We start from the raw sequence: 26,477 nt of genomic DNA, 5'->3' as shown, positions 1-26,477 counted from the left end.
CATAACGAATCCTATGACCAAATCTTCTTCAGATAACCATACTCCCATGATGCGCCAGTACTTTGGCCTAAAATCCGACCACCCAAACCAAATGCTATTTTATCGCATGGGCGATTTTTATGAGCTTTTTTATGAAGACGCGAAACGAGCATCGGAGCTATTAGATATAACCCTAACAGCACGCGGCCACTCTGGCGGTAAGCCTATTCCTATGGCGGGCATTCCGTTTCATGCGGCCGAAAACTACATTGCCCGTCTCGTGCGCATGGGGGAATCCGTTGTTGTTGCAGAGCAGGTAGGTGATCCTGCCACTTCCAAAGGCCCTGTTGAACGCCAAGTCGCGCGAATTGTGACACCAGGTACAATCAGTGATGAAGCCTTTCTGGAAGAAAAGAGAGAAAACCTTCTATTATCCATTGCCCATACTCAACGAAAGGGCCTGGACGTATTTGGTTTTTCTTATCTCGACATGGCCAGTGGTCGCTTTAGTTTGTTTGAAGTAGACGGTTTTGAAGCGCTTGCAAGCGAGCTTCAACGTTTATCGCCAATGGAAGTACTCATATCTGAAGATTTCCCAGCACGAGACACCATCACGCTGGAAAAAGGAGTCTGTGAACTGGGCCCTTGGCACTTTGACTATGAATCCAGTTATCGTCAACTCATCCAACAGTTCAATACAAAAGACCTTTCTGGATTTGGTTGTGAAGCCCAAACAGCCGCGATTGCTTCGGCTGGTGCTTTACTTCAATACGCGAAAGACACCCAGCGCTCCGCTCTGCCACACATCCAGTCGATCAGTGTTGAACAGCGCGATGCTACCGTACTGATTGACGGTGCAACGCGCAAAAACCTAGAAATTGATCAAAACTTAACCGGAACACAAACCAATACGCTTGTCAGCGTTTTAGACACGTGCGCCACACCGATGGGGTCTCGACTATTAAAACGCTGGTTGCATACCCCTATTCGCCAATTAGACGAGTTGCATCAACGTCAAAGCGCGGTAAAGGCCCTAAAAGAAGGTTTCGGATACGATCTTCTTCTACCCCTTTTAAAACAAGTTGGCGATCTTGAGCGAATTCTTTCGCGTGTTGCGTTGCGTTCCGCGAGACCACGAGATCTTCTAAGACTGCGCTTTGCACTTGAGAGCTTTCCTGAAATTCGTCTTATTCTAGACAGCTTGCAAGACCAACGACTTGAATCCTTGTATAAGAGAATCATCGAGCAGCCTGTAATCGCAAACACTCTTGTACGGGCCTTAGTCGAAAACCCACCGTCTGTAATCCGAGATGGCGGTATTTTCGACACAGGATACGATGCCGAACTAGATGAGCTCATATCCCTTTCAACCAATGCGACCGATTACTTAGCCGAGTTAGAGCGAAGCGAGAAAGAAAGAACGGGGATTCAATCTCTTAAAGTAGGCTACAACCGAGTACATGGCTACTACATTGAAATTAGCCGTCTACATTCCGATATGGCGCCCGTTGAATACATTCGACGCCAGACCTTGAAAAACGCCGAGCGCTTTATTACGCCAGAGTTAAAAGAGTTCGAGGATAAAGCTCTTAGCGCGAAATCCAAAGCACTCGCACGGGAAAAACAACTTTACGAAGGCTTATTAGACCAGCTCAATGAAGTTCTAGGCGAATTGCAAACCAGCAGCCAAGCGGTTGCCCAGCTGGATCTACTGACCTCGTTTGCAGAACGAGCAGAGCGGCTCAGTTTCCATTGCCCAGAACTGCATAACAACGGCGGCATATCTATTCAGGCAGGACGTCACCCTGTCGTTGAGTCCGTCATTTCCGATCCGTTTATTCCAAACGATTTAGAATTAAACCGACAACGCAGCCTACTCATGATTACTGGCCCAAATATGGGTGGTAAATCGACCTACATGCGACAAGTTGCCATTATTACGTTATTGGCACACACAGGAAGCTTTGTACCCGCTCAAAAAGCATCAATCTCTGTTGTGGATCGTATCTTCACACGTATGGGCTCATCTGATGACCTTGCCGGTGGGCGCTCGACCTTCATGGTAGAAATGACCGAGACAGCAAATATTCTGAATAATGCCTCCAAAGACAGCTTAGTACTCATGGACGAAGTTGGACGAGGCACCAGTACGTTTGATGGGTTATCTCTTGCGTGGTCTGCTGTTGAATATCTGGCAAATCAGTTAAAATGCTATGTCCTATTCGCCACTCATTATTTCGAGTTGACGACACTTGCAGAACAATTACCGCAAGCGGCTAACGTCCACCTAACGGCGACAGAATACGAAGACGAAATTGTCTTCATGCATCAAGTGCACGACGGCCCTGCTAGCCAGTCTTATGGTCTTCAGGTAGCACAACTTGCTGGTGTGCCGCGCTCTGTGATTGGTAATGCGAAGGATAAATTAGCGGAATTAGAAAGTGACAGCCCAGCGGCGAAACCAAATACGGGGGCTGTGCGTAAGATTGGATCAGATCATCAACCTAACATCGAACAATCAAACCAAATTCGAGAAAACCCAGCAAGCTGGCAACCGGACTTGTTCGCTGAAGCGGAAAAAAATGAGCTAAAAGAAGCGCTACAAGAATTAGACTTAGATAATCTCACCCCCATAGACGCTTTAAACGCGTTATACAGGTTAAAAGAATCTCTTTAGAGGGTATTTGAGTCAATCTGCTTATATTTAAAAAAGGTTTTAGTTATAAAAAAACTATTTTTAATAAAATTATAAGCTAAGACCAGATAAGTTTAGATGAAGACTATTTGTTCCTTGCTGAAAAATAGTCTATCACTCTAAAATATCGCCACATTATAATTAGAGGAAGTTTAAGGATTGACGAAGGCCATGAGCCCAAGCAACCTCTTCCCAAACATTCGCTTTTAAGTTTTAAAGGAGAAGCTGTATGGCTTTCATTGTTACTGATAACTGTATTCGCTGTAAATACACAGACTGTGTAGAAGTATGCCCTGTGGACTGTTTCTACGAAGGACCAAACTTCCTCGCTATCAACCCAGATGAGTGTATCGATTGCGCTCTTTGCGAGCCGGAATGTCCTGCTGGTGCAATTTTCTCTGAAGACGAGCTTCCCGAAGGTCAAGAAGTCTTTATCGAGTTGAACCAAGACCTAGCGCTTATTTGGCCGAACATCGCAGAACGTAAAGACCCGCTTCCAGATGCTGCTCAATGGGACGGCGTTGAAGACAAGCTAGAACACCTAGAGCGATAATCAGCGCATTATCGTTCGACATAAAAAAAAGCGACCTTTTGGTCGCTTGTTTTTGTTGTCATCCTGACAACGGCTCTTTCCTGAGTATCGATAGTCTATCGAGTCCTACCCACTCCATGTGGCAATACAATCCATCGCACTGTATCGTCCATCTCCCTGTTGGCTTCCAGCCGAATCCATAAATAATTAGCGCTTCCCTAGCAGGCAATTCCTTATCGCCAGATCCCGTTTCATCCTTCGATGAATTAAAGATATGCGATTTTGTAAAAACAAACAAACAAGGGGAAAAGGCATAAAAAAGAGATAATCCCCTTATAAACAAAGGGATAAAGTAAAAAACAGAAAGAGATGAAAACAGACGACGCTAAAAAGAGATTTTCCTGACAAACTTTGTAGGAATATTCTGACGAGAAAAATGAATAATGGACAAAAGCACGCTGAGCCTGCAAATGAACCTATAAACGAGCCATAAACTCGTCGACCCATTTAAGCGCCTCAACATAGGTTTCTTGAATAACTTTCCTATCTTGATCGTCCTTAATTAGGCGATTTTTCTCGAATAGCTCCACGAGTTCTAAGGTGTGGCCAACACGCCCCGTTCTCTCAACGATAGACTTCTTAAAATCCTCAGGAAGCGGCAATTCAGCAAGAACATCTTCAAGCTGCTGACCAACACACACATCGATCATCGACATCATGCCCGCTAAAAAAAACTTATCAAGATTATTGTAGTCCTTGCTTGCTGCGAACAGTTCCGCATGCTTAGACCTAACTAGGACTTGAGATAGAACAGCAGGACGATCTTCTGTCATTGCAGACATTAACAACAAATTGGTCAATGATTTTAAATGATCGACACCAATTAAGGTAATGGCCAAACGGACACTATCAACCGATGCAACCAGCCCGGTCATAGGTGAATTGAGATATTTTAATAGCTTATGTACTAAGCCAACGTCTTGACTGACAATATTCTCGATGTCGTCAATATTACCATCCGTGTTTTTAATCAACGCCGCCATCAATTGCAGCAGTGTCATTTGATTCACACTGGTCGACTTGTTTGTAAGAACCTGAGGACGTTCAAAGAAGTAACCTTGATAAAGATCCACTTCCAACAGCTTGGCAAATTGAAAATCGTCCCAAGTTTCGACTTTCTCTGCAATGATTTTTACGTCAAATGACTTTAATGCGTCTACTTGAGCATGGAACTCATCTTTACCCAATGCGAGCAAATCAAGCTTTACATAGTCAGCAAGTTCTACAAAAGGAGTCAATTTGGCTTCAAATTGAAAATCATCCAGTGCGATCTTATAACCTGCGTCCTTCCAGCGTCTCAACGCGGCCAACAAAATAGGGTCAAATCCAGCGTTTTCAAGCACTTCAATGACGGCTTTATCTCTTGGGAGCGGAACGCCACTTGGGTTAACGAGATAACTACGAGGAAAGTTGATAAATGCTTCATGTTTGCCGACGATATTATTTAAGCCGATATCCAACAATGAAGACGTGATGACATGCGCAGTCGCACCTACGTCATCAATTACGTCTGCTTCCTTTGCTTCTGAGTCACGACGATACAATAGCTCATACGCAAAGACCCTAAGCTTATCATCAACAATCGGCTGTCGTGCCACTGCGACAGTTTGATAATTCACCATTTAAAACACCAACTTTTTCCTAAGTTAGACAGTATCTCTTGCAATTGCACTCGGAGCAACCTTTTCTTATTTACAAAAATAGCAACTTACCTTTTTTTACACTCACTTTTCAAAGTCATGCGGCTTACAAAATTACATTGGGTGAAGTGAAGATTCTTGATAAGATAGTCGGCTATATAAAATATAAGATATCTGTGGGGAAACCGATGCCAGACTACCGCTCCAAAACGACCACTTCCGGCCGTAATATGGCCGGCGCACGTGCACTATGGCGTGCAACGGGTATGAAAGATGACGACTTCCATAAACCAATTATAGCCGTCGCTAACTCATTCACTCAATTTGTACCCGGTCACGTACACCTTAAAGACATTGGACAGTTAGTCTGTCGAGAAATCGAAAAAGCAGGCGGTGTAGCTAAAGAATTCAACACCATTGCGGTCGATGACGGCATCGCAATGGGTCATGACGGCATGTTATATAGTCTGCCATCACGTGACCTTATCGCAGATTCAGTCGAATACATGGTTAATGCGCACTGCGCAGACGCTCTCGTATGTATTTCCAACTGTGACAAAATTACCCCTGGAATGTTGATGGCTGCGATGCGTCTAAACGTTCCAGTTATCTTCGTTTCCGGCGGACCAATGGAAGCGGGTAAAACAAAGTTAGGTGAGCATAAACTTGATCTAGTGGACGCAATGGTCATCGCTGCGGACCCAACAGCGTCAGATGAACTTGTTGAAGAATATGAGCGCTCCGCATGCCCAACATGTGGTTCTTGCTCCGGTATGTTCACTGCAAACTCAATGAACTGTCTAACCGAAGCACTAGGATTAAGCCTTCCTGGCAACGGTACAACATTAGCAACGCACTCTGACCGTCGTCGTTTGTTCGAAGAAGCGGGTAAGCGCATCGTCGATATCACTAAGAAGTATTACGACGAAGATCAGCCGCAATGGGCACCTCGCTCTATTGCAACTATGGAAGCCTTTGAAAATGCGATTACACTAGACATCGCAATGGGCGGGTCTACCAACACCATCCTACATTTACTCGCTATTGCACGTGAAGCGGGTGTTGATTTTACGATGCAAGACATTGACCGCTTATCGCGCACTGTTCCACAGTTGTGTAAAGTTGCCCCTAACACTCAAAAGTATCACATTGAAGACGTTCATCGTGCAGGTGGTATCTTCGGTATTTTGGGTGAATTGAATCGCGCCGGTATCTTACATAACCAGGTTCATACCGTTCACTCTGACACCATGTTAGATGGACTTAAAGCGTGGGATATTATGGAATCCCCTTCTGCTGAGGTTGTTGAGTTTTACAAAGCAGGCCCTGCCGGTATTCCAACTCAAACAGCTTTCAGTCAGTCAACCCGTTGGCCAACCTTGGACGGTGACCGCGCAAATGGCTGTATCCGCTCATTAGAAAACGCATTCTCGGTAGAAGGCGGTCTAGCGGTTCTTTACGGAAACATTGCTCTTGATGGTTGTGTGGTTAAAAGCGCAGGAGTTGACGAATCTATCCTAGTATTCGAAGGAACAGCGCATGTTACCGAATCTCAAGATGAAGCAGTTAAAAATATTCTGGACGATAAAGTAAAAGCTGGCGATGTCGTTATCGTACGCTATGAAGGCCCTCGCGGAGGTCCGGGTATGCAAGAAATGCTTTACCCAACGTCCTACATCAAGTCAAAAGGCTTGGGCAAAGAATGTGCTTTGTTAACAGACGGTCGTTTCTCTGGTGGTACATCAGGTCTATCAATCGGTCACGTTTCACCAGAAGCCGCAGCGGGCGGAGCAATTGGTCTTGTTGAAACAGGCGACAAGATTCTAATTGATATCCCAAATCGTAGTATCAACGTTTTAATCTCTGACGAAGAACTACAAAGCCGCCGCGAAGCGATGGATGCAAAAGGCAGCGCCGCTTGGAAGCCTGCTGAAGAGCGCCCTCGTAAAGTATCGCCTGCGTTGAAAGTATACGCTCACTTCGCGACAAGTGCTGATAAAGGTGCTGTTCGCGATTTAGATCAAATCGACTAGCGTAGACCCTAAAACAGGCCCCACAAAGCTTGTTTTAGCAAACCGCTAGAATAGAAAAAGGAAGTAGAAGGCCGTGCCTTTCAAAGCGCGGCCTTTTTTGTTTATTCTTTACGGATTACATTGATTCGACAACGTATAAAATACGTTAAAGCCATTACCTCGGAACTATTATGCTCAGCTACCGTCATATCTACCACGCAGGCAATCATGCCGACATTTTAAAGCACCTAGTGGTTAGCCAAATCTGTCGCCATTTTGTCAAAAAAGACGCGCCTTTCTTTTATCTAGATACACATGCAGGTATTGGAATGTACGAGTTGGCGTCTGATCAGGCACAGCTTAATAAAGAATTCGACACAGGTATTGGCAGATTGATGTCTAAGTCCGATTTACCTGAGCCCTTAGAGCAATATCTGGATATCGTTAAATCTCTAAATCCGAATGAGATATTAGAAGTCTATCCAGGCAGCCCAAAGGTCGTGGATTACTACACACGACAAAAAGATAAGCTACACTTGTGCGAGCTTCACCCAAACGATTATCTTTTGCTTGCGTCACTTTTTCCGAAAAAGCGTAAAGCAAATGTTGTAAAAGAAAATGGGTTCGGTTCGGTAAAAGCAATGTTACCACCGCCACAAAAACGTGGTTTTGTGTTAATGGACCCACCTTACGAGGTGAAAAAGGATTACCAAGATGTCGTAAAAGCGCTTCAAGAAGGTCATAAGCGCTTCTCACAAGGGACGTACGCAATCTGGTATCCTGTACTGAACAGAAGACAGGCCGATAGTTTGCTTGATGCCGTTAAGAAGACAGAAGTTAGAAATATTTTACTGCTAGAATTATGTATTAGAGAAACAGAGGAAAAACGGGGAATGGCCGGCAGTGGCATGATCATTGTTAACCCACCGTGGACACTCGAAAAAGAAGCGCAAGAGTTTATGCCGTATTTACAAAATACGCTTGCAGAAGACGCGAACGCGCATTTCCAAATAAAATGGATTACACCTGAATAAGACAAAAAGAGGAGCAATGGATGAGCGTTCCATTCCAAACCGCTTTTGAACTAATGCCTACGCCGGCTTTTATTGTCCGCACCGCGGACGGTGAAATCACCGCCGTCAATCATAACCTTCAGCAGTTATATGCTAATGTCGATGCGACCATGCCAAGTAATTGGAAAAGTTGCATAGCAGACCCTATTGCAGATGACGGCTGGAACGCGTTTGTCGAAGGCGTCACTTCAAACGATATAGAACGATGCTCCGTAGCACTTCAAATGGGATCTAATGAACTGGACGTCGATATTCAGTTTCGAGTTGCAGACAAAAACCACTTTGTTGGATGCGTTTACAGCCCCGAATATAAAGATCTACGAGCTACCGAAAACACGCTGTTAAAATTCACACTTTCAGAATCCTCAGCAGGACTTTGGGTATGGGAAACAGCCAGCGATAGCGTTTACTGCTCGGCGTCTCTCGCCACGTTATTACACTGTAGTGATTTAAAAACCCCTAAAACAACACCAGAATGGCATCAACTCGTTCATGCGGATGATGTTGAGCGTTTAAGCAATATTGTTAACTCTTTTGTAAAAAATAGATTAGTCGGCTATGAAGCTGAGTACCGTATTCTCAGCGATCAAAATAACTATTTATGGGTGAAAGAGCGCGGCCGCGCTTATAGCCACACAGCGGATGGCGACATTAGCCGAGTCGTTGGTTTCGTCGAAGACATCAGCTCACAAAAGACATTAGAAGAGCATCTACGCGCACAAGCGACGTTTGATGAACTCACTGGCCTGCTGACTCGGGGAGCGGCACTAACGCACTTCAAAAAGCAGCTTGAATTAGCACGTCGTCAATACACGCCTTTGACGATGGCAAAAATTGATCTAGATGCAAATGACACCTTGAAATACATATCGCAAGATAAACGCAACATGGCGATTCACACCTCGGCACACTATTTCTATAAGAAAATGCGCGATGCCGATATATTAGCGCGTGTTGCTGAAGAAAAACTGTTACTGCTGCTTCCAAACACCAGTGTAAAAGATGCAACAAGACTGCTAAATGCGATGCTGGAACCTGATGAGCGCGAAGAAAAAGCACTGGCTTACTCAGATACCAGTCACACCAACTTCTGCATCGGTATTGCCACCTTCCCTGAGGATGGCGAAACCATTGAAGAGCTCGCAGAAAGCGCAAACAACGCCGTAGAAGAAGGTCGACGTATTCGTCAGAGCGTAGTAGTCAACTAAAGACTGTTTACTCACCGTTAAACGTAAGAACCAATCGACGGGAGCCACCGTAATCTCGGTGCTCCCCAAGATAAATCCCCTGCCAAGTTCCTAAATAAAGCGTTCCATCTCTAACTGGAATCGTTAACGAACTGCCCAGCATACTACTCTTTATATGAGCCGGCATATCGTCAGCCCCTTCATACGTATGCTTATAATACGGTTGATTTTCAGGCACCATATGACAAAAATGCCGTTCCATATCCTCCCGTACTAGCGGATCCGCATTTTCATTGATTGTCAGAGACGCGGAAGTATGAAGAATTTGAATATGCAGTAGCCCTACATTCGCATGACGAATCTCTTTTATCGCCGATTCGATATGCGCCGTGATCAAATGAAAGCCTCGCGACTTTTTGGGAATTTGGATCTCTTTTTGCCACCACATCTTCATTGCCTCTCGGTTTAATCAATTAGACACTATAATTGTTGAGCATAGATACTTCTACATTCAGCCAAAAAGCAATGACACCTATCCACGCATATTATAATCTTCCCTCATCTTCATACTTGATATTGGAATATAGAGCCGAAATAAAGCCCTTCCTTCCAAATGTGAAGATATACGGATACTTAAACTGTAAGGATAAGATTATGAGAAAGGCATATTTATTAATCGCTTTATTAACATTTAGCAATTTATCGGTCTCAGGACCAACACAATGGAAAAGTGAAGTAGGCGGAAATAATCACTTCTATGAAGTACTGCTCGTAGGAGGAGGAATCACTTGGCAAGATGCAAAAGAAACTGCAGAAATATTAGGCGGCCATTTAGCGACAATCAATAGTGAATATGAAAACGACTTTGTTTTTTCACTAATCAATAATACTGCTTATTGGCAAAATCATTCTGTTTCATTAGAAGGCCCGTGGATAGGTGGCAAGCAAACTGACGGCTCATCTTCGAAAGACGAGGGCTGGAAATGGGTTAATGGTGAACAGTTCTATACTACAGAATTTACTTTACCTTGGTCTAACGGTGAACCTAATGATGGAGGTATTGCCTCAGAATCTGATAAAGAAAATAGCTTACAATACTTCGCGTTAAATAGCTCGCTGCCCAGCAATCACTGGAATGATGCTGTAGGCACTCGTAAAATGCGAGCCTTCGTCGTTGAGTATGGTTTCAACCCTAGCACTGACACCAGTAAAGGTACGGTCCGTGCAAACTTTCCCAACTTAATATTATGCAAAGCCTCCAATAATGACATCTGGACAATGGAACTTCATGGTTTTAGCGACGCAACAAACAATGGCTCCGCTATGTATATCCATCAATCTGTTCATAGTCGTAGAGTCAACTTTGCTCAAAATGGTAACCCACTAAGTGTTACTGGTGATTCTTTCCCAGATTGCGCCAATAAAACCATATCTGAGCTTTATGCTCAGGGGAGTGCGATAGATTTACCTATTGAAAGTGATTTAGTCGCAGGCTCAGTCAGACGAGGGTTTCCAGATCTAATACTATGTAGAGCCTCTAACAACGATATATGGGCGATGGAATTGCATGGATTCGCAGATGCAACGAACAATGGGAGCGCTATTTATATTCACCAATCAGTTCACAGCAGGCAAATACATTTTGATAGTGCAGGTAACTTCAAACATACTTCAGGCGATTCACTACCGGGGTGTGCTAATAAGAGCTTGTCGGAACTATATTCGGAAGGAGTTGCATACGATTTCAAAGCTGGCAATAACCTTGTTCGACACGGTTTCCCAAGACTATTGTTATGCAAAGCATCAAATAACAATATTTGGGCAATGGAGCTACATGGCTTTGCTGATGGTACAAGTAACGGAGATGCTATATATATCCACCAATCCGTTAATACTAGACAAATACGTTTCGACAGTGCAGGTAACTTCCGTTATACATCCGGCGTTTCGTTACCTGGTTGCGAAAACCAAAGTCTTAACCAACTATACGCAGCGGGAATAGCTAGATAGCAAAAAACGCATTGAGACTTGTAGCCCTTTTAGGGTTTCGCCAGTTCTTGTTAGAAAGAGCCAAATACAAAAGCGCTGCAAGTTTCAATATTTATTTTCGCGAATCAAACATTAGTTCTTAATAACAAATTTAAAGCGTCGAAATCGCGAACGTTATCTTTGCTGATAGACACTAAAACGGTAGTCATAAGGGTTATGCCCCGATGCTTCAAAGCCTTCTTCGGCGATTTTTTCATAACCGCTCCAATCGACTTCAGGGAAAAACGCATCGCCTTCGACATGCGCATCAACATGGGTGATATAGAGTCGGTCGGCACGTGAAAGAGCAAGATCATAGATTTGAGATCCGCCAATAATCATCACTTCTTCGTGGCCATTAACCAAACAGATGTCTTCACCTAATTGAATAGCCTGATCTAGCGATCCAACCACATCAACACCGTCCGCTTTGTAATCTGGGTTGCGCGTGATCACAATGTTCCTACGACCTGGCAGCGGCTTACCAATCGACTCAAACGTATTTCGCCCCATGATAATGGGTTTTCCCATGGTCGCCTGCTTGAAATATTTCAGGTCATTTGGCAAATGCCAAGGCAGAGCATTATTGATTCCAATCACTCGGTTAGTAGACATCGCCACTATCAAAGACAACATAGTTTTACCTTTTTTTAAAATGTGAATAACTTCATCAGGAACACATTTGCTATAATCCGATTCAGACTATTATACCTGTGGTGAGCACGATTTCATTGTCGAATACCACACGCATCCATTAACTTAGGTTTTTTCATGAAACAATATCTCGACCTTTGTCAACGAATCCTTGATGAAGGAGTTTGGGTTGACAACGAACGAACAGGAAAACGCTGCTTAACCGTCATCAATGCTGATCTCACATACAATGTGGGCGCAGGTGAATTTCCACTAGTCACAACTCGTAAAAGCTACTGGAAATCGGCCATTGCGGAGATTTTAGGTTACCTTAGAGGGTATGACAATGCAGCGGACTTCCGTCAGTTAGGCACCAAAACCTGGGATGCGAACGCCAATGAAAATCAGGTATGGTTAAACAACCCCTACCGTAAAGGTGAAGACGACATGGGGCTTTGCTATGGTGCGATTGGTCGCAACTTTCCTAAGCCCGATGGCGGTAGCATTGACCTATTGAAGCAAATCGTCCATGACCTTAAACGAGGTGTGGATAACCGTGGGGAAATTTTAACCTTTTATCACCCCGGTGCCTTTCATATGGCCTGTTTGCGCCCTTGTATGTACAGCCACCACTTTTCTCTGCTTGGCGAGACACTTTACCTGAACAGCACGCAACGCAGCTGCGATGTACCATTAGGTTTAAACTTTAATATGGTTCAGGTCTATGTGTTGCTCGCTTTAGTCGCCCAAATCACAGGTAAGAAGGCTGGGTATGCTTACCATAAGCTCGTTAACTCACATATTTACGAAGATCAGCTTGCACCAATGCGTGATGTTCAGTTGAAGAGAGAGCCCTTCGAACCACCTAGACTAAAGATCAATCCCGACATAAAGACACTCGAAGATATTGAAACATGGGTAACCATGGATGATTTTGAAGTGGAAGGCTATGAATGCCACGACGCAATCCAGTATCCTTTTTCTGTATAGCAACGCATTCGCTTTTCATACGGTGGGTCTTCTAGGATTAGAGAAGACCCATAGAAGTCACTCTAGTTTTTAGCCTTTTTCGCTTTGCCCTTCTTAGATTTCGGCTCTACTTCAGGCTCTGCCGGTGGAAAGGTGTTGAATTTAAACGCCAATGCTACTAATCCAGCACCGAGCACGACCATAGGGAACGAAAGTAACTGACCCTCTGTCAACCAGCCAAACGCTAAATAGCCAATGTGTGCATCGGGTTCACGGAAGAATTCCACAAAGATGCGAAACAGGCCATAAAAGATTAAAAACATGCCAGACACGGCGTATCTCGGCTTTTGTCTGCGACTGAAGAACCAAAGGATTGCAAACAAAGCAGCACCCTCTAACGCAAACTGGTAAAGCTGTGAAGGGTGGCGAGTCAGTTGCAATGGATCGTGCGGAAAAATCATCGCCCAAGATACGTCGGTTTCACGCCCCCAAAGCTCGCCACCGATAAAGTTACCTAAGCGTCCTGCACCTAGACCAATCGGCACAACTGGTGCTACGAAGTCTAATACATCAATCATGTGTTTGTTATATCGCTTCGCAAAGATATACATCGCGATAATGACACCAATTAAACCGCCATGAAACGACATCCCCCCTTCCCAAATACGGAATACGATTAAAGGGTTGTCGATAAATGATGCAAACTGATAAAAGAGAATGTACCCAACACGACCGCCTAAGATCACGCCGATGGCGCCATAGAAAATCATGTCACTGACTTTGTCTTGATCCCACAAGCCGTTGGACGTTTTAGCGCGATAACAACCTAAGTAATAAGCAGAGACAAAACCAATAAGATACATAATACCGTACCAATGCACGGCGATGGGACCGACTGAAATCGCAATCGGATCGATATTAGGATAAGCAATCATTTAATACTACTGATTCATTGATGAAGATTTGGCTGGACGAACAAAGCGTTCGATATTCGCATCACGCATTAGGCCTTCCATGGTCTTTTTGACCGCTGACGCACGTGAAAGGTTCAATACTTCAGACAGCATATTTTCTGCTTGCTCCATGGTGATATGACGAATCACCGCTTTTACTTTAGGTAAGCTCGTTGAACTCATAGAAAGCACATCGTATCCCATCGCCATAAATAGAATTGCCCCCATAGGATCACCCGCCATTTCACCACATACACTGAGCGTAACATGTTCATCTTTCGCTTCTGTGACAATGCTCTGCAAGGCACGCAAAACAGCGGGGTGAAATGAATGGTATAAATCAGCAACTCGGGGATTGTTTCGGTCTACTGCAAGCAAATATTGCGTCAAATCGTTACTACCAACAGACATAAAGTCCACCAGCGCGGCCAATTCTTTTACTTGGTAAACTGCTGCAGGTACTTCGATCATGACACCAACCTTCGGCATTTTCACATCGTACCCTTCTTCCAACACCTCGTCGTATGCGCGTTGAATCAGAACAATCGCCTCTTCAACTTCAGATACATTTGAAATCATCGGAAGCATTATCTTCAAGTTATGCAGGCCTGCACTCGCTTTGATCATGGCGCGGATTTGCGCCATAAAGATTTCTAAATGATCTAGAGTAACTCGTATTCCACGCCACCCAAGAAACGGGTTTTCCTCTTTAATTGGAAAATAAGGAAGCGCCTTATCTCCGCCAACGTCAAGGGTACGAACCGTAACAGGCGCAGGTGCGAAGCCTTCAAGCTGTTGACGGTAGATAACCTCTTGCTCGGCTTCGGTCGGAAAACGATCACGTACCATAAACGGCACTTCTGTCCGGTATAAGCCAATTCCCTCTGCGCCACGGTCCAATGATCGTGCTATATCTGCTGAGAGACCTGTGTTAACAAATAAAGACAAGCGCTTCCCGTCTTTTGTTTCACAAGGCAGGTCTTTTAGCGCTTCAAACTCAGTTTCTAGCTGACGCTCTTCATCGACGATCTGTTGATAATTTTCTGTAAGGTGATCAGATGGATTGGTAAAGATTTGACCTGAATAACCATCAACAATCATGTCGACTTTATCAAGCTGAGTATAGGGAACATCCAATGCCCCCATAACGGTCGGAATACCCATCGCACGAGCGAGAATCGCAACATGTGAGTTGCTAGACCCCATGACGGAGACCAAACCAATTACTTTATCGATTGGCACTTCGCCTAACATAGAAGCGGTGAGCTCTTCGCCAATTAAGATGACGGGCTCTTTAAAGGTCTCGGTTGGACTAGGAGCCGTTTCTTGGAGGTGAGAAAGAATCCGACGTCCTAAATCTCTGATGTCCGTCGCACGTTCACGAAGATAAGGGTCTTCCATGCGATTAAAATGCGAGATATGGAACTGCACTACCTGACGCAACGCGCCTTGAGCCCAGTTCCCCTCTTTGATTCTGTGTTCTACTTCGGCTGCTAATGCGTTATCGTCTAGAATCTTAAGATAGACATCAAACAACGCCTTTTCATCTTCACTAAGATGCTGACTTAAACGTGAACTAGCACGTCGAATGTCTTTGCGCACCGCTTTTAGTGCATCAGAGAAACTGCTCAGCTCGGATTCTATCTCTTGCGTTTTTCTGTCGGGAATAACATCCAAGTCCGCAGGTGGGTAGACCACCATTCCCTTACCAATCGCAACCCCTTGACTACCCGCAATCCCCTTATAACGAAAATCTTGACTCGTCGGCTTCTCAGTATTATCCAGAGTCGTCATCGCCCCTGTTGCCTCAGCATGCGCGATAACGCCTGCTAATTGAGCGGACAAGGTAATTAAAAAGGCTTCTTCACCCTCATCAAAACGGCGTTTGTCTTCATGCTGAACAACAAGTACACCTAAAATCTGACGATGATGAATGATTGGCACGCCTAAGAACGACTTATAGCGTTCTTCGCCAGAACCACTTAGATAATGGAAAGAGGGGTGAGCATGAGCATCTTCAAGGTTCACGGGTTCGGCTCGACGGCCAACCAGGCTGACTAAGCCTTCATGCGCCTTAAGGCTCAGTTTACCAGCGCCACCGGAGTTTAATCCGCGTGTCGCCATCAACACATACTCTTCGGTATTCGGGTCTACTAAGTATATCGAACACACCTCAGAACGCATTGCACGACGTACTCGTCGAACAATAATGTCCAATGCCGAGGGCAACGTTTGCGCTGCTGTCACCTCTTGTGTGATTCTTCTCAATAAACTTAGCATAACCCTCCTTTTAATTTTCTAATGTACAAACAATATCCAAAGCGATGTATTTTACGTTAGTACGTTCAACCTTAGCCACCTATATATTAGGAAATGCTAATTTTAAAAATCTAAATACTATCTAAATACAATAGGATTAACTATCGCTTCACCTGTTGTCTTTCTATCCAGCGGTGCGCATTTGGAACCAGTTCCTTCAGCGCACGGCGGTAGACATCCTTTTTAAAGGCTACAACTTGTCCAAGAGGATACCAATAGCTGACCCATCGCCATCCGTCAAATTCTGGACAATCAGAACTATCTACACAAACACAAGTATCGGCACAACGAATGGTTAACAAAAACCATTTTTGCTTTTGACCAATACACAGTGGCTTACTATTATGCCGTAACATTCGTTTTGGTAAACGATAACGTAACCACCCCCGAGTCTTGCCCACTATTTCAACTTGATAGGGTTCTAAACCGACTTCTTCTTTCAACTCTCGATAAAGAGCTTCCTCTGGGGTTTCATCAGATTTAATGCCACCTTGGGGGAATTGCCAGGCATTTTGCCCTACACGCCTCGCCCAAAGTAACTGGCCACGCTCGTTCATCAAAATGATGCCCACATTCGGTCTATATCCGTCTGCGTCAATCACGAGCTATCACCTATACTTTAAAGATAAACTGAATTCATTGTTCCATAAATCAGGCCTTTACACAATTCGATATACATTTTGGCACACTTTTAGATAAGCCTTTAGCGTTCGAAATCTAGGCTACCGAAAGCGCGATACGACGCGTATAATTTGGCGTTACACCGTATATGTGAGGCCAACCCGTGACACTTGCGATTTTTGATTTAGACGGCACTTTGCTAAGTGGCGACAGCGACTACAATTGGGGACAATTCCTAGTAGAAAAGGGACTTGTTGATATTAATACTTACAAAGCCGCCAACGACCGATTTTTTGAACAATATCAAAGCGGCACATTGGATATTTTTGAATATCTGAGTTTTTCTCTAAAACCGCTTACACGCTTCACAAAAGACGAATTAAAAACACTGCACGACGAGTTTATGGAAGAAAAAGTCGAGCCTATGATGCAACAAAAAGCCACTGAGCTGCTGCAACATCACAAGGACCAAGGTCACTTTCTACTCTTAATCACTGCTACAAATCAATTTGTAACGGGTCCCATCTCAGAAAAACTTGGAATGGATCACATTATTGCACCCGTACCAGAACTGGTAGATGGCCGATACACTGGTGGTATTGTCGGTGTACCTAGCTTTCAGGAAGGTAAAGTAACGCGCTTACAAGAATGGCTTGAGGAAACAGGACATTCGATGGAAGGCAGTTATTTCTACACCGACTCAAGAAATGACCTCGCCTTACTTGAAAAAGTAGAGCACCCTATCGCCGTCGATGCTGATGATATTTTGTCAGACATCGCTAAGGAACGAAATTGGCAACACATCTCGCTTAGAGACAACACATAGAAAGGCAAGTAGAACAAAAGAGTCGAACTTAAGGATTAGGTTAGCACTCTAAGATAGGGAGAACGATATTTAAAGCTCTCCCTATCTTCAGGCCTTACTCTCGGAAAGCCTTCTTTCAAAAGTCATTTATTAAAAAGTTACCCCGTCAGAAGTAACGCCCTACTTTGACATTTTAAACGGAAATGATCGAGGCGCTTTATAAGCCCATGTTATTGTGGACACGATAAAACAACGCTTTCAGATACTCCGTTTCTTCGATCGCAGGATGCACTGGATGATCCGGCGCTTGCGTACCACGGTATATAAGCTGAGAGAAGCGCTCTAACTGTCGACTGTTACTACGAATGATGTCATGCAATCGGTCTGTCGCTAAGTGCATAGAGCAAGACCCCGTAACGAGTAGACCACCTTTCGCAACAAGTCTCATCGCAAGCTGATTGGCTCTATGATAAGCACCTTCTCCAGCTTTAATGTCTTTGCGACGCGCAATAAACGCTGGAGGGTCCATAACGACGACATCAAAACGCTCTTTGTCTTCAATCAGAGATTGCATCGCTTCAAAGGCGTCCCCATTCATTAGGTCTGAATTACCTTCGAATTGGTTCAATGCGAGATTCGCTTCTACATGATCTAATGCTGGCGCCGATGCATCAATAAAAGTCACATCTGTTGCGCCCGCTGCTGCTGCCTGAACACCCCAGCCTCCCACATAAGAGAATACGTCTAGCACACGTTTGCCAGCACAGTATTGCTGCATGGTTTTGCGGTTTTCCCTGTGGTCGTAAAACCACCCTGTTTTTTGGCCATCCCAAACAGGCGCTTGAAACAAGGTGTCATTTTCTTGCAAGTAAACAACTTCTGGAACCGTGCCAACAACTTCTTCAACATAGGTATCCAAACCTTCGATGTTACGCATCTTACCGTCATTTTTCATTAGAATAGCGACTGGTTTTACAACATCCTGAAGTGCCTCTATGATCTCGGACTTAACGCGTTCCATACCCGCGGTGGAGATTTGAACAACCAAAATGTCGGCAAAGCGGTCCACAACCAGACCGGAAAGACCGTCAGCATCACCAAAAACTAATCGATAATAAGGAGTATTGTAGCTAGATTCACGTAGAGAAAGTGCTATTTTTAAACGATGAACTAGAGTAGATTTATTCAAAACCGTATCGACACTTCGGCTAATTAATCGTCCACAGATCAAGGTGTTAGGGTTTATAGTGGCGATACCCAGGGCTTTTCCTTGAGCATTTTCAACCACGACCTGATCGCCTGGCTCAAATTGCTTCAACGGCGTTGCATTAGTATTTACCTCATTACTGTAAATCCAATGATGCCCTGCACGAAGACGACGATCTGATTGACCTTTTAGTCGAATTACACTCAATTTATTCACCCAATAGCGTTAAAAAAGCGATATTATAATGACTATACTCTGCGAATGCTAAACGAGTGTTGAATAAGTTCAAAAAGATATTTTGATAACACACGATAACGAGGCGGCCCGATGTCAACAGAGCTCTCAGATTCTCAAATAAAGCGTGTCCTACAAGGCATTGCTATCCCACCACAACCCCAAGTCATGGTTGACTTACACATGGAACAGGCAATGCCTGAACCAGATATGGGGCGCATTGCTCAAATTATCGCGAATGATGTAGGACTTTCAGCTGCGGTACTTAAGTTCGTTAATTCGGCTTTTTTTGGTCTACCAAGAAAGATTGCTTCGATTCAGCAAGCCGTTATGATGCTAGGAATAAACAGTATCGCGAACATCGTTAACGGGATCTCCGTAAAAAGTGAGCTATCCGATGAAAGTATCGAGTCCATGCATCAGTTTTGGGACAATGCAATGGATGTGGCCGCAGTAAGTTCCAGCATTGCGACTCAGGTAGGCTTTAAGTATCAAGATGAGTGCTACGCCTTGGGGTTATTCCATAATGCAGGCGTACCTATGATGATGATGCGTTTTGACGGCTACGCGGACGTGATGAAAGAAGGATATCAAGATGCCTCTTTTAATCTTACAGACCGTGAGAATAAAGCCTTCAAAACCAATCATTCAGTCGTTGGTTATTATCTTGCAAAATCTTGGGCACTTCCGAAAACCTGCTGTCATGTTGTTGCGCATCACCATAGAGCAGAGCAACTGTATCAAAACAGAATCGCAGGCGATGTTAAACACCTTACCTTTATGTCGATTTTAAAGATGGCAGAGCACATCAGTAAAACCCATAAAATTTTAGGGGGCTGCAGCACAGATTATGAGTGGGAACAAATTGGGCATTACGCACTTGAGCACTTAGAGCTGACTGATTACGACTTTGAAGGTCTTGTCGATGCCTGTCGAGAACAAGGCATCGGAGCCATGTAGCGTTAGTGTAACTGTTAACTAAATAACATCTAGTTTTGCGCAGTGTGTATTTTCCCTGCGCTTAAGCTTGTGCCTTTTCAAACATCACCAAGTGATCGAGCTCTACTGTTATACCGATTTCCTGTCCAATAAAGTGATTGTGATGCGAGGACGCAAAACAGTATACGACGTTACCGGAGCTCAATTTAACACGATAAAGAAAGTGAGAACCTCGAAACCACTTACTGACAATTAAGCCTTTTGACGTACTGTCATCATCATGAATAATGTCATCAGGCCTCACTAGAAGGTCGACTTTTATATCATTTTCAAAGCCATGATTTAACTCGCCTTGAATACGACCTAAATCAGAATGAACGCAATTTTTACCACACACTACCGCAGGTAAAAAGTCTCCTTGACCAATGAAAGTGGCAACAAATCGCGTTTCTGGGCGATGATAAATCTGATACGCTGAACCATACTGGTGAACCTTACCGGCATCCATTACTGCGATCATATCCGCCATTGCGAACGCTTCCATTTGATCATGCGTCACCAATATTGCACTCATTTTTTCATGCAACAGGATACTTCTGATATCAGGAACCAGCTCCTCGCGCAGTTTTGCATCCAGGCCAGAGAAAGGTTCATCCATAAGCAATAACTTCGGTTTTGGCGCTATTGCTCTAGCCAGTGCAACACGCTGCTGCTGCCCGCCAGATAGCGAGTGAGGGTAACGGTCTTGGTATCCCGATAAACCTACCAAGTTTAGCAACTCATCGACTCGCGCTGTTTTTTCCGATTTAGAGAGCTTAGTCAGACCGAATGCAATATTGTCTGCGATGGTAAGATGTGGGAACAAGGCAATATCTTGAAACACCATACCGATTTCCCGTTGTTCCGGTGGTATCACGGACGCACTGTTTGATATCGTCTGATCGTTCAAACTAATTTCGCCGGACATAACAGGTTCAAAACCTGCAATCGCTCTCAGCAAAGTCGATTTGCCACAACCACTCGGCCCCAATAAGCACCCAATTTGCCCTTCAAGTAACTTGAACGAAACGCCTTCAACCACCACCTGCCCCTGATATCCAACAGCAAGGTCTCTTACATCCAGTTCTTTTAAAACTTTATTAGGCGGAAAAGAAGTCATTACGTGTCCTAGGTTATCTAGTGGTTATTGGAAATGGATCGACTTAGAAGTATGACAGGAAGCAAACCTACCAACACAATCATTATTGAGGCGGGGGCAGCATCCACTAAGCGCTCGTCCGAGGCCAGTTCAAACGCACGAACCGCCAACGTATTGAAATTGAAGGGCCGTAGAATAAGCGTAGCGGGCAACTCCTTCAACACATCCACGAACACAATCAAAATTGCCGTTAAAATTGAGCTTTTCAAAAGTGGTAGATGAATGCGTTTCAAAACTCCCATCGGCGTAAGACCAAGCGACCTGCCTGCCATATCCATACTCGGTTTTACTTTACCGAGTCCGCTCTGCACCGCACCAAGTGATACCGCCATGAATCGTACTGTGTAAGCGAACAAAAGCGCAACCAAGGTACCCGACAATAAAAGCCCAACTTTGACATCAAATGTATGCTTAACAAAGGCAATAATTTTGTGATCTAACCAAGCAAGAGGAACAATCACGCCAATCGCAATGATCGTCCCAGGCAGTGCATACCCCATACCCGCACTCGTTACAGCGTATGAAACACTTTTACTTTTATGAAGCCTCATTGCATAGGACAAAATCAACGCAAAAAATACGGCGATGAGGGCTGCATAGAGAGCAAGAGAAAATGAGTTCCAAGCCAGCTTAACAAAGTCCCACGTTAGAGGCGCGGCTTCAAACACGCTCCAATATAGAAGCACCGCCGCAGGTAAAGCGAACCCGAGTAAAATCGGCACTAAGCAAACCATTGTCGCCGCTGCGCCCTTCCACCCAGACAATTGGATCAATCTTTGACTGGTTTTACGCAGACCGGAAGAATGATACTGAATTTTCCGTCGAGAATAGCGTTCTGTGAGGATCAAGACACTGACAAATAGAAGCAATATACCCGCCAGCTGAGCGGCGCCCGCCAAATCGCCGAAGCCATAAAACGTACGCATGATTCCCGTCGTAAAGGTTGTCACACTAAAGTATTGAACGGTTCCATAATCCGCTAAAACCTCCATCATCGCGAGCGTTAGACCCGCAATAATCGCGGGGCGCGCTAATGGCAATGCGAGATAGAAAAAGGATTTAACATTGGAATAACCCAAAGTTCGGCTGACTTCGAGTGTATTGGCGGATTGCTCAAGAAAAGCGGCGCGACTCATAAGGTAAACATACGGATACAAGACCAAACTCAACATGGCGATGGCGCCGCCAATAGACCGGATCTCAAAAAACCAGTATTCGCCGTAACCAAGTCCAGTTGCTTCACGAATAAAAGTTTGAACCGGCCCAGCGAAATCAAAAAGCCCCGTATAGGTATAAGCAATAATGTATGCAGGCATCGCGAGAGGAAGCAAAAGCGCCCAACTTAACACCTGCTTACCAGGAAACTCACAGGCACTCGTTAACCAAGCAGCAGGCACACCGAGCAAAAGTACGCCCACCGCAACACTTAACATTAATATCAGAGAATTCGTTACGTAATCTGCTAAAACGGTGTTAACAAGGTGAAGCCAAATCTCTGTGCCATTGAAAAGATTAGACACAATAACTAAAACAGGCAGGGACAAAAGCAGAGCAATAACAATACTGATCCACTTTAAGTAAGAGAAAGAGCGTATCGCGACCGTTTTATTCGTCGGCACATCAACGTTCGCTCTCGACATCTTGTTATCCATTTTTCTACCTACTTACTTACAACTTCAAGGCCCTAGCACTTCAGAAAAAACGCATTAAGGTCTTAATCTCAAAAAACTAAGCCGCTCAAAAATAGGCTTTATTTCCAACCCGCCTCGTCCATTAATTCAACCGCGAGTCGGTTGTTGTCACCCAGCACACTCAAAGACAACTTGTCTGCTTTAAATTCGCCAAAAGGTTGTAAGCTCTTAGGGGGCAGCACTCCTTCTACAACGGGGTATTCGTTGTTTACATCGGCATACCATACTTGAGACTCGTGGTTAGTCAGGTAACGAATCAGTTTAATGGCATTATCGATATTACTAGCTGAGGCAGTCACACCAGCGCCACTCACATTAACGTGTGCGCCTCGCTGATCGGCTTGTTGATTTGGCCAGAAAAGAGCCAGCGCGTCATATACTGCGTTGTCTTTTGGATTACTGCTTTGACCAAGACGACCAAAGTAATACGTGTTCGCAAGCGTAATATCACACACGCCAGCCGCAACCGCTTTTAGCAAGTCCGTATCGCCACCAAACGGAGGGCGAGCGAGATTACCTATGAAACCTTTAATCCATTCTAACGTTGCCTCTTTGCCATCCGCATCGATCATTGAAGCCACAAGAGACTGATTATAAATATTGGTTGAAGAACGCGTACAGATACGACCTTTCCATTTGGGGTCAGCGAGGTCTTCATAAGTTGATAGTTCCGTCGCTTCAACCTTCTTAGGATTGTAGAAAATCACGCGGGCGCGTTGTGACAAACCAAACCAATAGTCATCGCTATCTCGTAAGTTAGCAGGAATAGCGCTTTCCAATTCAGCATCTTTAATCGGCTGAAGAACACCCGCATCTTTTGCGCGGAAGAGTCGACCAGCATCCACCGTAACAAACAGATCGGCAGGGCTCGCGTCGCCTTCAACTTGCAAACGTCTTAGTAAAGCATCAGCTGAGCCTGTGATTAAATTCACAGTGATACCAGTGTCATTAGAAAATCGATCCAATGCAGGCTTTATCAATGCTTCTTTACGAGCGGAGTAAACATTCACTTCGTCACTAGCAGTCGCATAGAATGAAGAACAAGAAATAACAGAAGCTAGCGCAATAGTGGAAAGTCGAACAGAATGGGCAAAACGAGAAACAAAAGAAGTTTGTAAGCGCATCGGTATAAGTCTCTTTGCTTTAATTTTCCAATCACCGAAACCCGCCTCTATACAGAGATCTCGATCGATTTCAGTCGATTAATTGACACGTTAATTTGTGTTGAAATAATAAATGAAAACCGTTTTTATTAATATGTATATTTTGTAGCGTACTTTATCACTCCATTTTATCTGCGCGTTCTTTGCTTTTAAACCGCCTAAAGACATAAAACGCAGCCATTCCCGCTTTAAGTGCACTGACAAAAGGGTCAAAATAGAGCCTAATGATGGAACAATGATCTATCTCGGTTCCCGTGCCATACTTCACAACCTGCGCATCACTCCCCTGAACCCAGGAAGAAAAAACGCTATCCCAGATGGCTAAAACAACACCAAAGTTGCAGTCGTAATGTGATTTATCGACAGAATGATGTAACTGATGTTGGGCTGGCGAAATTAGCCATTTTTCGACCTTAGGGCCGTAGCTCAACGCAACAGGAGAGTGTCTGAGATTTGCCCCCAACACATTAAATGCGAACGTCATTGAGAAGACACCAACCACCATAAACAGCGAAACTTGTCCCGGAAATAGCACAAGAAACAGCGAAACAAGAGCAGACTGTACGACTAAGGAACGGAAATAAAACATTATTCCCTCAACAGGATGCGTTCTCAGCACCGTAAAAGGCATTAACCTCGTGGCGCTATGGTGAACACGATGAAACTGCCACAGGAAAGGCACACGGTGCATAAGCCTGTGAAGGTAAAATCGAGAGAAGTCATCCAGAAGAAAGTAGCAAATCGAGAACACGATCATGACTTGCCAATCAGGCACCTGAAAAGAAGCCTGTTTGACTCCGACTTCTGACAGTTGATACATCAACCAAGTAATTAAGGCGAGTTTCCCCAACAATCGGGGGTAAACCACTGACAGTAACAAGCGATTAAGCAGCCAAAGAGCATAGTCCGCTCTTGCTGAACGACCAAACCATAAGGACATGGAAAATAACGCACTTAATCGCTTAAACGCATTTATACGATAGCGCCAATAAAAAACAATAAAGGCAAAAAGAATGCCTGTCACAAGATACCAAACAGACACTCTTTTTTTCATGTTCGCTAGGTCCGACAACGCGCTCACCAGCTCAATGGATAGCCACTCAAGGTAGCCGACCAAAGCGCCATTTGCGCCCCACCCGAACTCAACGAACATAGACAAAGATTTTCCTTAGTCGTTTTCTGCGCTTGGGCCTGTATTTAGCTGATTCAAGACGTTATCAAGACCTGCTGTTTTATCTTTAAGTTTGGCAGACAAATTAAACTTAGAGGCTAGCAAGCTTTGCACCTTGATCATGTTGACCTTGTATTCTTGCATTTTGATCGTGTTCGATTGAATGTAGCCGCCTTGCCCATTCGATGCGATCACTTGAGCGTCGCCAAACAGAACTGGGCTAAAACCAATTAGACGATCCAGTTGCGGCTGCGCCTCGCCTAATTCACGACCTGCTGCTTCAAGAGCCAATGCGAAACCTTTCAGCTCACCCCAATGTTTAACATAGGTGCGATACGCCTTTTTCACGTCGCCGTGAGACTCTTCGATAATGGCAATTTTTTCAAGATCTGCGTAAACGCTTCCCGCGTATTTGAACGCTGCCTCAGCAATCACTTGCTGCCACGCCGTGGCAATAACACTGGCATAGCCTTTTAGTGCTTCTCGCTCAGATGAAGACAACGCCTCGCCGTTTGCATCAGAGATTAGCTGACGACCATCAAGAAAGGCTTTTACAATCGAGTGGAAGTAAGTCGTACCGCCGCTTGCATCAATACTCGCCGCATAATAAGCATGCGCAAAGGCCATTTCTGACTTAAGGTCAACAACGCCGTCGCCATTGGCGTCTGCTTTTGAAAAGTAATCTGGGTTGCGTTTTGTGATTTGAACGACTTCTTTAGGCGTTAGATTCATCGAATGAGCCGGTGCGCCAAAATAACCGAACGCTTCGTCCCATACGTGTTCTTTACCCGTATAGGCAACACCGTCTTTGTAGGCTTTGTTATTCGGTTTAACGTCAGCTGCTAATAGCTCATCCAAATAGTGGTTAACCGCTTTATTATAAAAAACAGCGCCCATTGTGAACTTAGAGATAAGCTGAATATAGTCATATCCATTGACAGGGTCATAACCGCCTTTGGTGTTCGCGGCATTGGCAACCATTTGTTCAAGCACTTCCTTACCGGTAAGGTTACCAGGCCAACCCGTTACCACACCTTTATACGCGCTCGATGCTAGATTTTTACCTGAAGAAAGTTGATCAATTTTTGTTTGCTTGATCGCAAAGCCTTCTTTGCTAACAGGATCGAGAATTTCTCTGCCCGCTTCGCTGTCAGAAAAGTATGCCTGCATTTTCTCTGCATTCGGCTTTTTAGTAATAACCTTTAGAGAGTTGTGCAGCGCGTGACGTGCAACTTGACCACCATAGGACACAGAAGAGCTAGACTCTCCTTCATACCCTTTTAATGTTACGTCAAATTCATAGGTTTGCGCCTGTAAAGAAGCGGCAGACAAACCGACTATCGCTGCAATTATTGTTTTTTTCATCAA

Annotated in this window: 21 protein-coding genes; 9 read left to right on the top strand and 12 right to left on the bottom strand. The window is 44.5% G+C overall.

Annotated features, from left to right (window positions below):
- Positions 1-13 precede the first annotated feature (13 nt).
- On the top strand, positions 14-2,656 hold the full coding sequence (mutS, locus tag MARME_RS03620) for a DNA mismatch repair protein MutS (protein ID WP_013659908.1): 2,643 nt from the start codon (positions 14-16) through the stop codon (positions 2,654-2,656).
- Between the two features lie 247 nt (positions 2,657-2,903).
- Positions 2,904-3,227, top strand: coding sequence for a ferredoxin FdxA (gene fdxA / locus MARME_RS03615; RefSeq protein ID WP_013659907.1), 324 nt, complete (start codon positions 2,904-2,906; stop codon positions 3,225-3,227).
- 455 nt (positions 3,228-3,682) lie between these two features.
- On the opposite strand, the gene MARME_RS03610 is transcribed toward fdxA, so the two are convergent.
- Entirely contained in the window at positions 3,683-4,888 is a 1,206-nt protein-coding gene (locus tag MARME_RS03610) for an EAL and HDOD domain-containing protein (RefSeq protein ID WP_013659906.1), read from the bottom strand.
- Between the two features lie 206 nt (positions 4,889-5,094).
- Between MARME_RS03610 and ilvD the strand changes: the two genes are divergently transcribed.
- The 3 genes from ilvD (at position 5,095) to MARME_RS03595 (ending at position 9,199) form a co-directional block, all read left to right on the top strand.
- Positions 5,095-6,939, top strand: coding sequence for a dihydroxy-acid dehydratase (gene ilvD / locus MARME_RS03605; protein ID WP_013659905.1), 1,845 nt, complete (start codon positions 5,095-5,097; stop codon positions 6,937-6,939).
- A 170-nt stretch (positions 6,940-7,109) separates the two neighbouring features.
- Positions 7,110-7,952 carry a 23S rRNA (adenine(2030)-N(6))-methyltransferase RlmJ gene (locus MARME_RS03600; protein ID WP_013659904.1) on the top strand — a complete coding sequence of 281 codons (843 nt, stop codon included), beginning with the start codon at positions 7,110-7,112 and terminating at the stop codon, positions 7,950-7,952.
- 20 nt (positions 7,953-7,972) lie between these two features.
- On the top strand, positions 7,973-9,199 hold the full coding sequence (locus MARME_RS03595) for a GGDEF domain-containing protein (protein ID WP_013659903.1): 1,227 nt from the start codon (positions 7,973-7,975) through the stop codon (positions 9,197-9,199).
- Positions 9,200-9,206: 7 nt separating this feature from the next.
- Here MARME_RS03595 and MARME_RS03590 read toward each other — a convergent pair whose 3' ends face one another.
- Complete coding sequence (locus MARME_RS03590; protein WP_013659902.1) at positions 9,207-9,626, bottom strand: secondary thiamine-phosphate synthase enzyme YjbQ; 420 nt, start codon at positions 9,624-9,626, stop codon at positions 9,207-9,209.
- A gap of 206 nt (positions 9,627-9,832) precedes the next feature.
- Between MARME_RS03590 and MARME_RS03585 the strand changes: the two genes are divergently transcribed.
- Entirely contained in the window at positions 9,833-11,188 is a 1,356-nt protein-coding gene (locus MARME_RS03585; protein ID WP_013659901.1) for a lectin-like protein, read from the top strand.
- A gap of 153 nt (positions 11,189-11,341) precedes the next feature.
- Here MARME_RS03585 and folA read toward each other — a convergent pair whose 3' ends face one another.
- On the bottom strand, positions 11,342-11,842 hold the full coding sequence (gene folA / locus MARME_RS03580) for a type 3 dihydrofolate reductase (RefSeq protein ID WP_013659900.1): 501 nt from the start codon (positions 11,840-11,842) through the stop codon (positions 11,342-11,344).
- Positions 11,843-11,977: 135 nt separating this feature from the next.
- Here folA and MARME_RS03575 point away from each other — a divergent pair, with 135 nt between their 5' ends.
- Positions 11,978-12,829 carry a thymidylate synthase gene (locus MARME_RS03575; protein WP_013659899.1) on the top strand — a complete coding sequence of 284 codons (852 nt, stop codon included), beginning with the start codon at positions 11,978-11,980 and terminating at the stop codon, positions 12,827-12,829.
- 62 nt (positions 12,830-12,891) lie between these two features.
- Here MARME_RS03575 and lgt read toward each other — a convergent pair whose 3' ends face one another.
- The 3 genes from lgt to MARME_RS03560 form a co-directional block, all read right to left on the bottom strand.
- A complete protein-coding gene (lgt, locus tag MARME_RS03570; protein ID WP_013659898.1) occupies positions 12,892-13,743 on the bottom strand; it encodes a prolipoprotein diacylglyceryl transferase in 852 nt (283 codons plus the stop codon).
- Positions 13,744-13,749: 6 nt separating this feature from the next.
- The gene (gene ptsP, locus MARME_RS03565; protein WP_013659897.1) at positions 13,750-16,041 is read right to left on the bottom strand and encodes a phosphoenolpyruvate--protein phosphotransferase; all 2,292 of its coding nucleotides are present in this window, start codon (positions 16,039-16,041) and stop codon (positions 13,750-13,752) included.
- Between the two features lie 140 nt (positions 16,042-16,181).
- Positions 16,182-16,682 carry an RNA pyrophosphohydrolase gene (locus MARME_RS03560; protein WP_013659896.1) on the bottom strand — a complete coding sequence of 167 codons (501 nt, stop codon included), beginning with the start codon at positions 16,680-16,682 and terminating at the stop codon, positions 16,182-16,184.
- 182 nt (positions 16,683-16,864) lie between these two features.
- Between MARME_RS03560 and MARME_RS03555 the strand changes: the two genes are divergently transcribed.
- Positions 16,865-17,527 (top strand): histidinol-phosphatase, encoded by a 663-nt coding sequence (locus tag MARME_RS03555; RefSeq protein WP_013659895.1) that lies wholly within the window; start codon positions 16,865-16,867, stop codon positions 17,525-17,527.
- 196 nt (positions 17,528-17,723) lie between these two features.
- Here MARME_RS03555 and MARME_RS03550 read toward each other — a convergent pair whose 3' ends face one another.
- Positions 17,724-18,920 (bottom strand): class I SAM-dependent rRNA methyltransferase, encoded by a 1,197-nt coding sequence (locus MARME_RS03550; RefSeq protein ID WP_041647748.1) that lies wholly within the window; start codon positions 18,918-18,920, stop codon positions 17,724-17,726.
- A 120-nt stretch (positions 18,921-19,040) separates the two neighbouring features.
- On the opposite strand from MARME_RS03550, the gene MARME_RS03545 reads away from it, so the two are divergent.
- A complete protein-coding gene (locus tag MARME_RS03545) occupies positions 19,041-19,907 on the top strand; it encodes an HDOD domain-containing protein (RefSeq protein WP_013659893.1) in 867 nt (288 codons plus the stop codon).
- A gap of 61 nt (positions 19,908-19,968) precedes the next feature.
- On the opposite strand, the gene MARME_RS03540 is transcribed toward MARME_RS03545, so the two are convergent.
- The 5 genes from MARME_RS03540 to MARME_RS03520 form a co-directional block, all read right to left on the bottom strand.
- Entirely contained in the window at positions 19,969-21,045 is a 1,077-nt protein-coding gene (locus tag MARME_RS03540; protein ID WP_013659892.1) for an ABC transporter ATP-binding protein, read from the bottom strand.
- Between the two features lie 17 nt (positions 21,046-21,062).
- Positions 21,063-22,724: an ABC transporter permease gene (locus MARME_RS03535; RefSeq protein ID WP_049787810.1), complete on the bottom strand. Its 1,662-nt coding sequence runs from the start codon at positions 22,722-22,724 to the stop codon at positions 21,063-21,065.
- 110 nt (positions 22,725-22,834) lie between these two features.
- Positions 22,835-23,899 carry a Fe(3+) ABC transporter substrate-binding protein gene (locus MARME_RS03530; RefSeq protein WP_013659890.1) on the bottom strand — a complete coding sequence of 355 codons (1,065 nt, stop codon included), beginning with the start codon at positions 23,897-23,899 and terminating at the stop codon, positions 22,835-22,837.
- Positions 23,900-24,056: 157 nt separating this feature from the next.
- The gene (locus MARME_RS03525) at positions 24,057-25,091 is read right to left on the bottom strand and encodes a sterol desaturase family protein (RefSeq protein WP_013659889.1); all 1,035 of its coding nucleotides are present in this window, start codon (positions 25,089-25,091) and stop codon (positions 24,057-24,059) included.
- A gap of 15 nt (positions 25,092-25,106) precedes the next feature.
- The gene (locus MARME_RS03520; RefSeq protein ID WP_013659888.1) at positions 25,107-26,474 is read right to left on the bottom strand and encodes a DUF4856 domain-containing protein; all 1,368 of its coding nucleotides are present in this window, start codon (positions 26,472-26,474) and stop codon (positions 25,107-25,109) included.
- Positions 26,475-26,477: the final 3 nt, after the last annotated feature.

The sequence above is a fragment of the Marinomonas mediterranea MMB-1 genome, from assembly GCF_000192865.1.
Classification (GTDB): domain Bacteria; phylum Pseudomonadota; class Gammaproteobacteria; order Pseudomonadales; family Marinomonadaceae; genus Marinomonas; species Marinomonas mediterranea.
This window is presented reverse-complemented; position numbering and strand designations above follow the sequence as displayed.

What these genes read in the sequence shown, in the direction of transcription:
- mutS (WP_013659908.1), top strand. Translation starts at nt 14, where the DNA reads ATGACCAAATCTTCTTCAGATAACCATACTCCCATGATGCGCCAGTAC.
- fdxA (WP_013659907.1), top strand. Translation starts at nt 2,904, where the DNA reads ATGGCTTTCATTGTTACTGATAACTGTATTCGCTGTAAATACACAGAC.
- MARME_RS03610 (WP_013659906.1), bottom strand. Translation starts at nt 4,888, where the DNA reads ATGGTGAATTATCAAACTGTCGCAGTGGCACGACAGCCGATTGTTGAT.
- ilvD (WP_013659905.1), top strand. Translation starts at nt 5,095, where the DNA reads ATGCCAGACTACCGCTCCAAAACGACCACTTCCGGCCGTAATATGGCC.
- MARME_RS03600 (WP_013659904.1), top strand. Translation starts at nt 7,110, where the DNA reads ATGCTCAGCTACCGTCATATCTACCACGCAGGCAATCATGCCGACATT.
- MARME_RS03595 (WP_013659903.1), top strand. Translation starts at nt 7,973, where the DNA reads ATGAGCGTTCCATTCCAAACCGCTTTTGAACTAATGCCTACGCCGGCT.
- MARME_RS03590 (WP_013659902.1), bottom strand. Translation starts at nt 9,626, where the DNA reads ATGTGGTGGCAAAAAGAGATCCAAATTCCCAAAAAGTCGCGAGGCTTT.
- MARME_RS03585 (WP_013659901.1), top strand. Translation starts at nt 9,833, where the DNA reads ATGAGAAAGGCATATTTATTAATCGCTTTATTAACATTTAGCAATTTA.
- folA (WP_013659900.1), bottom strand. Translation starts at nt 11,842, where the DNA reads ATGTTGTCTTTGATAGTGGCGATGTCTACTAACCGAGTGATTGGAATC.
- MARME_RS03575 (WP_013659899.1), top strand. Translation starts at nt 11,978, where the DNA reads ATGAAACAATATCTCGACCTTTGTCAACGAATCCTTGATGAAGGAGTT.
- lgt (WP_013659898.1), bottom strand. Translation starts at nt 13,743, where the DNA reads ATGATTGCTTATCCTAATATCGATCCGATTGCGATTTCAGTCGGTCCC.
- ptsP (WP_013659897.1), bottom strand. Translation starts at nt 16,041, where the DNA reads ATGCTAAGTTTATTGAGAAGAATCACACAAGAGGTGACAGCAGCGCAA.
- MARME_RS03545 (WP_013659893.1), top strand. Translation starts at nt 19,041, where the DNA reads ATGTCAACAGAGCTCTCAGATTCTCAAATAAAGCGTGTCCTACAAGGC.
- MARME_RS03540 (WP_013659892.1), bottom strand. Translation starts at nt 21,045, where the DNA reads ATGACTTCTTTTCCGCCTAATAAAGTTTTAAAAGAACTGGATGTAAGA.
- MARME_RS03535 (WP_049787810.1), bottom strand. Translation starts at nt 22,724, where the DNA reads ATGTCGAGAGCGAACGTTGATGTGCCGACGAATAAAACGGTCGCGATA.
- MARME_RS03530 (WP_013659890.1), bottom strand. Translation starts at nt 23,899, where the DNA reads ATGCGCTTACAAACTTCTTTTGTTTCTCGTTTTGCCCATTCTGTTCGA.
- MARME_RS03525 (WP_013659889.1), bottom strand. Translation starts at nt 25,091, where the DNA reads ATGTTCGTTGAGTTCGGGTGGGGCGCAAATGGCGCTTTGGTCGGCTAC.
- MARME_RS03520 (WP_013659888.1), bottom strand. Translation starts at nt 26,474, where the DNA reads ATGAAAAAAACAATAATTGCAGCGATAGTCGGTTTGTCTGCCGCTTCT.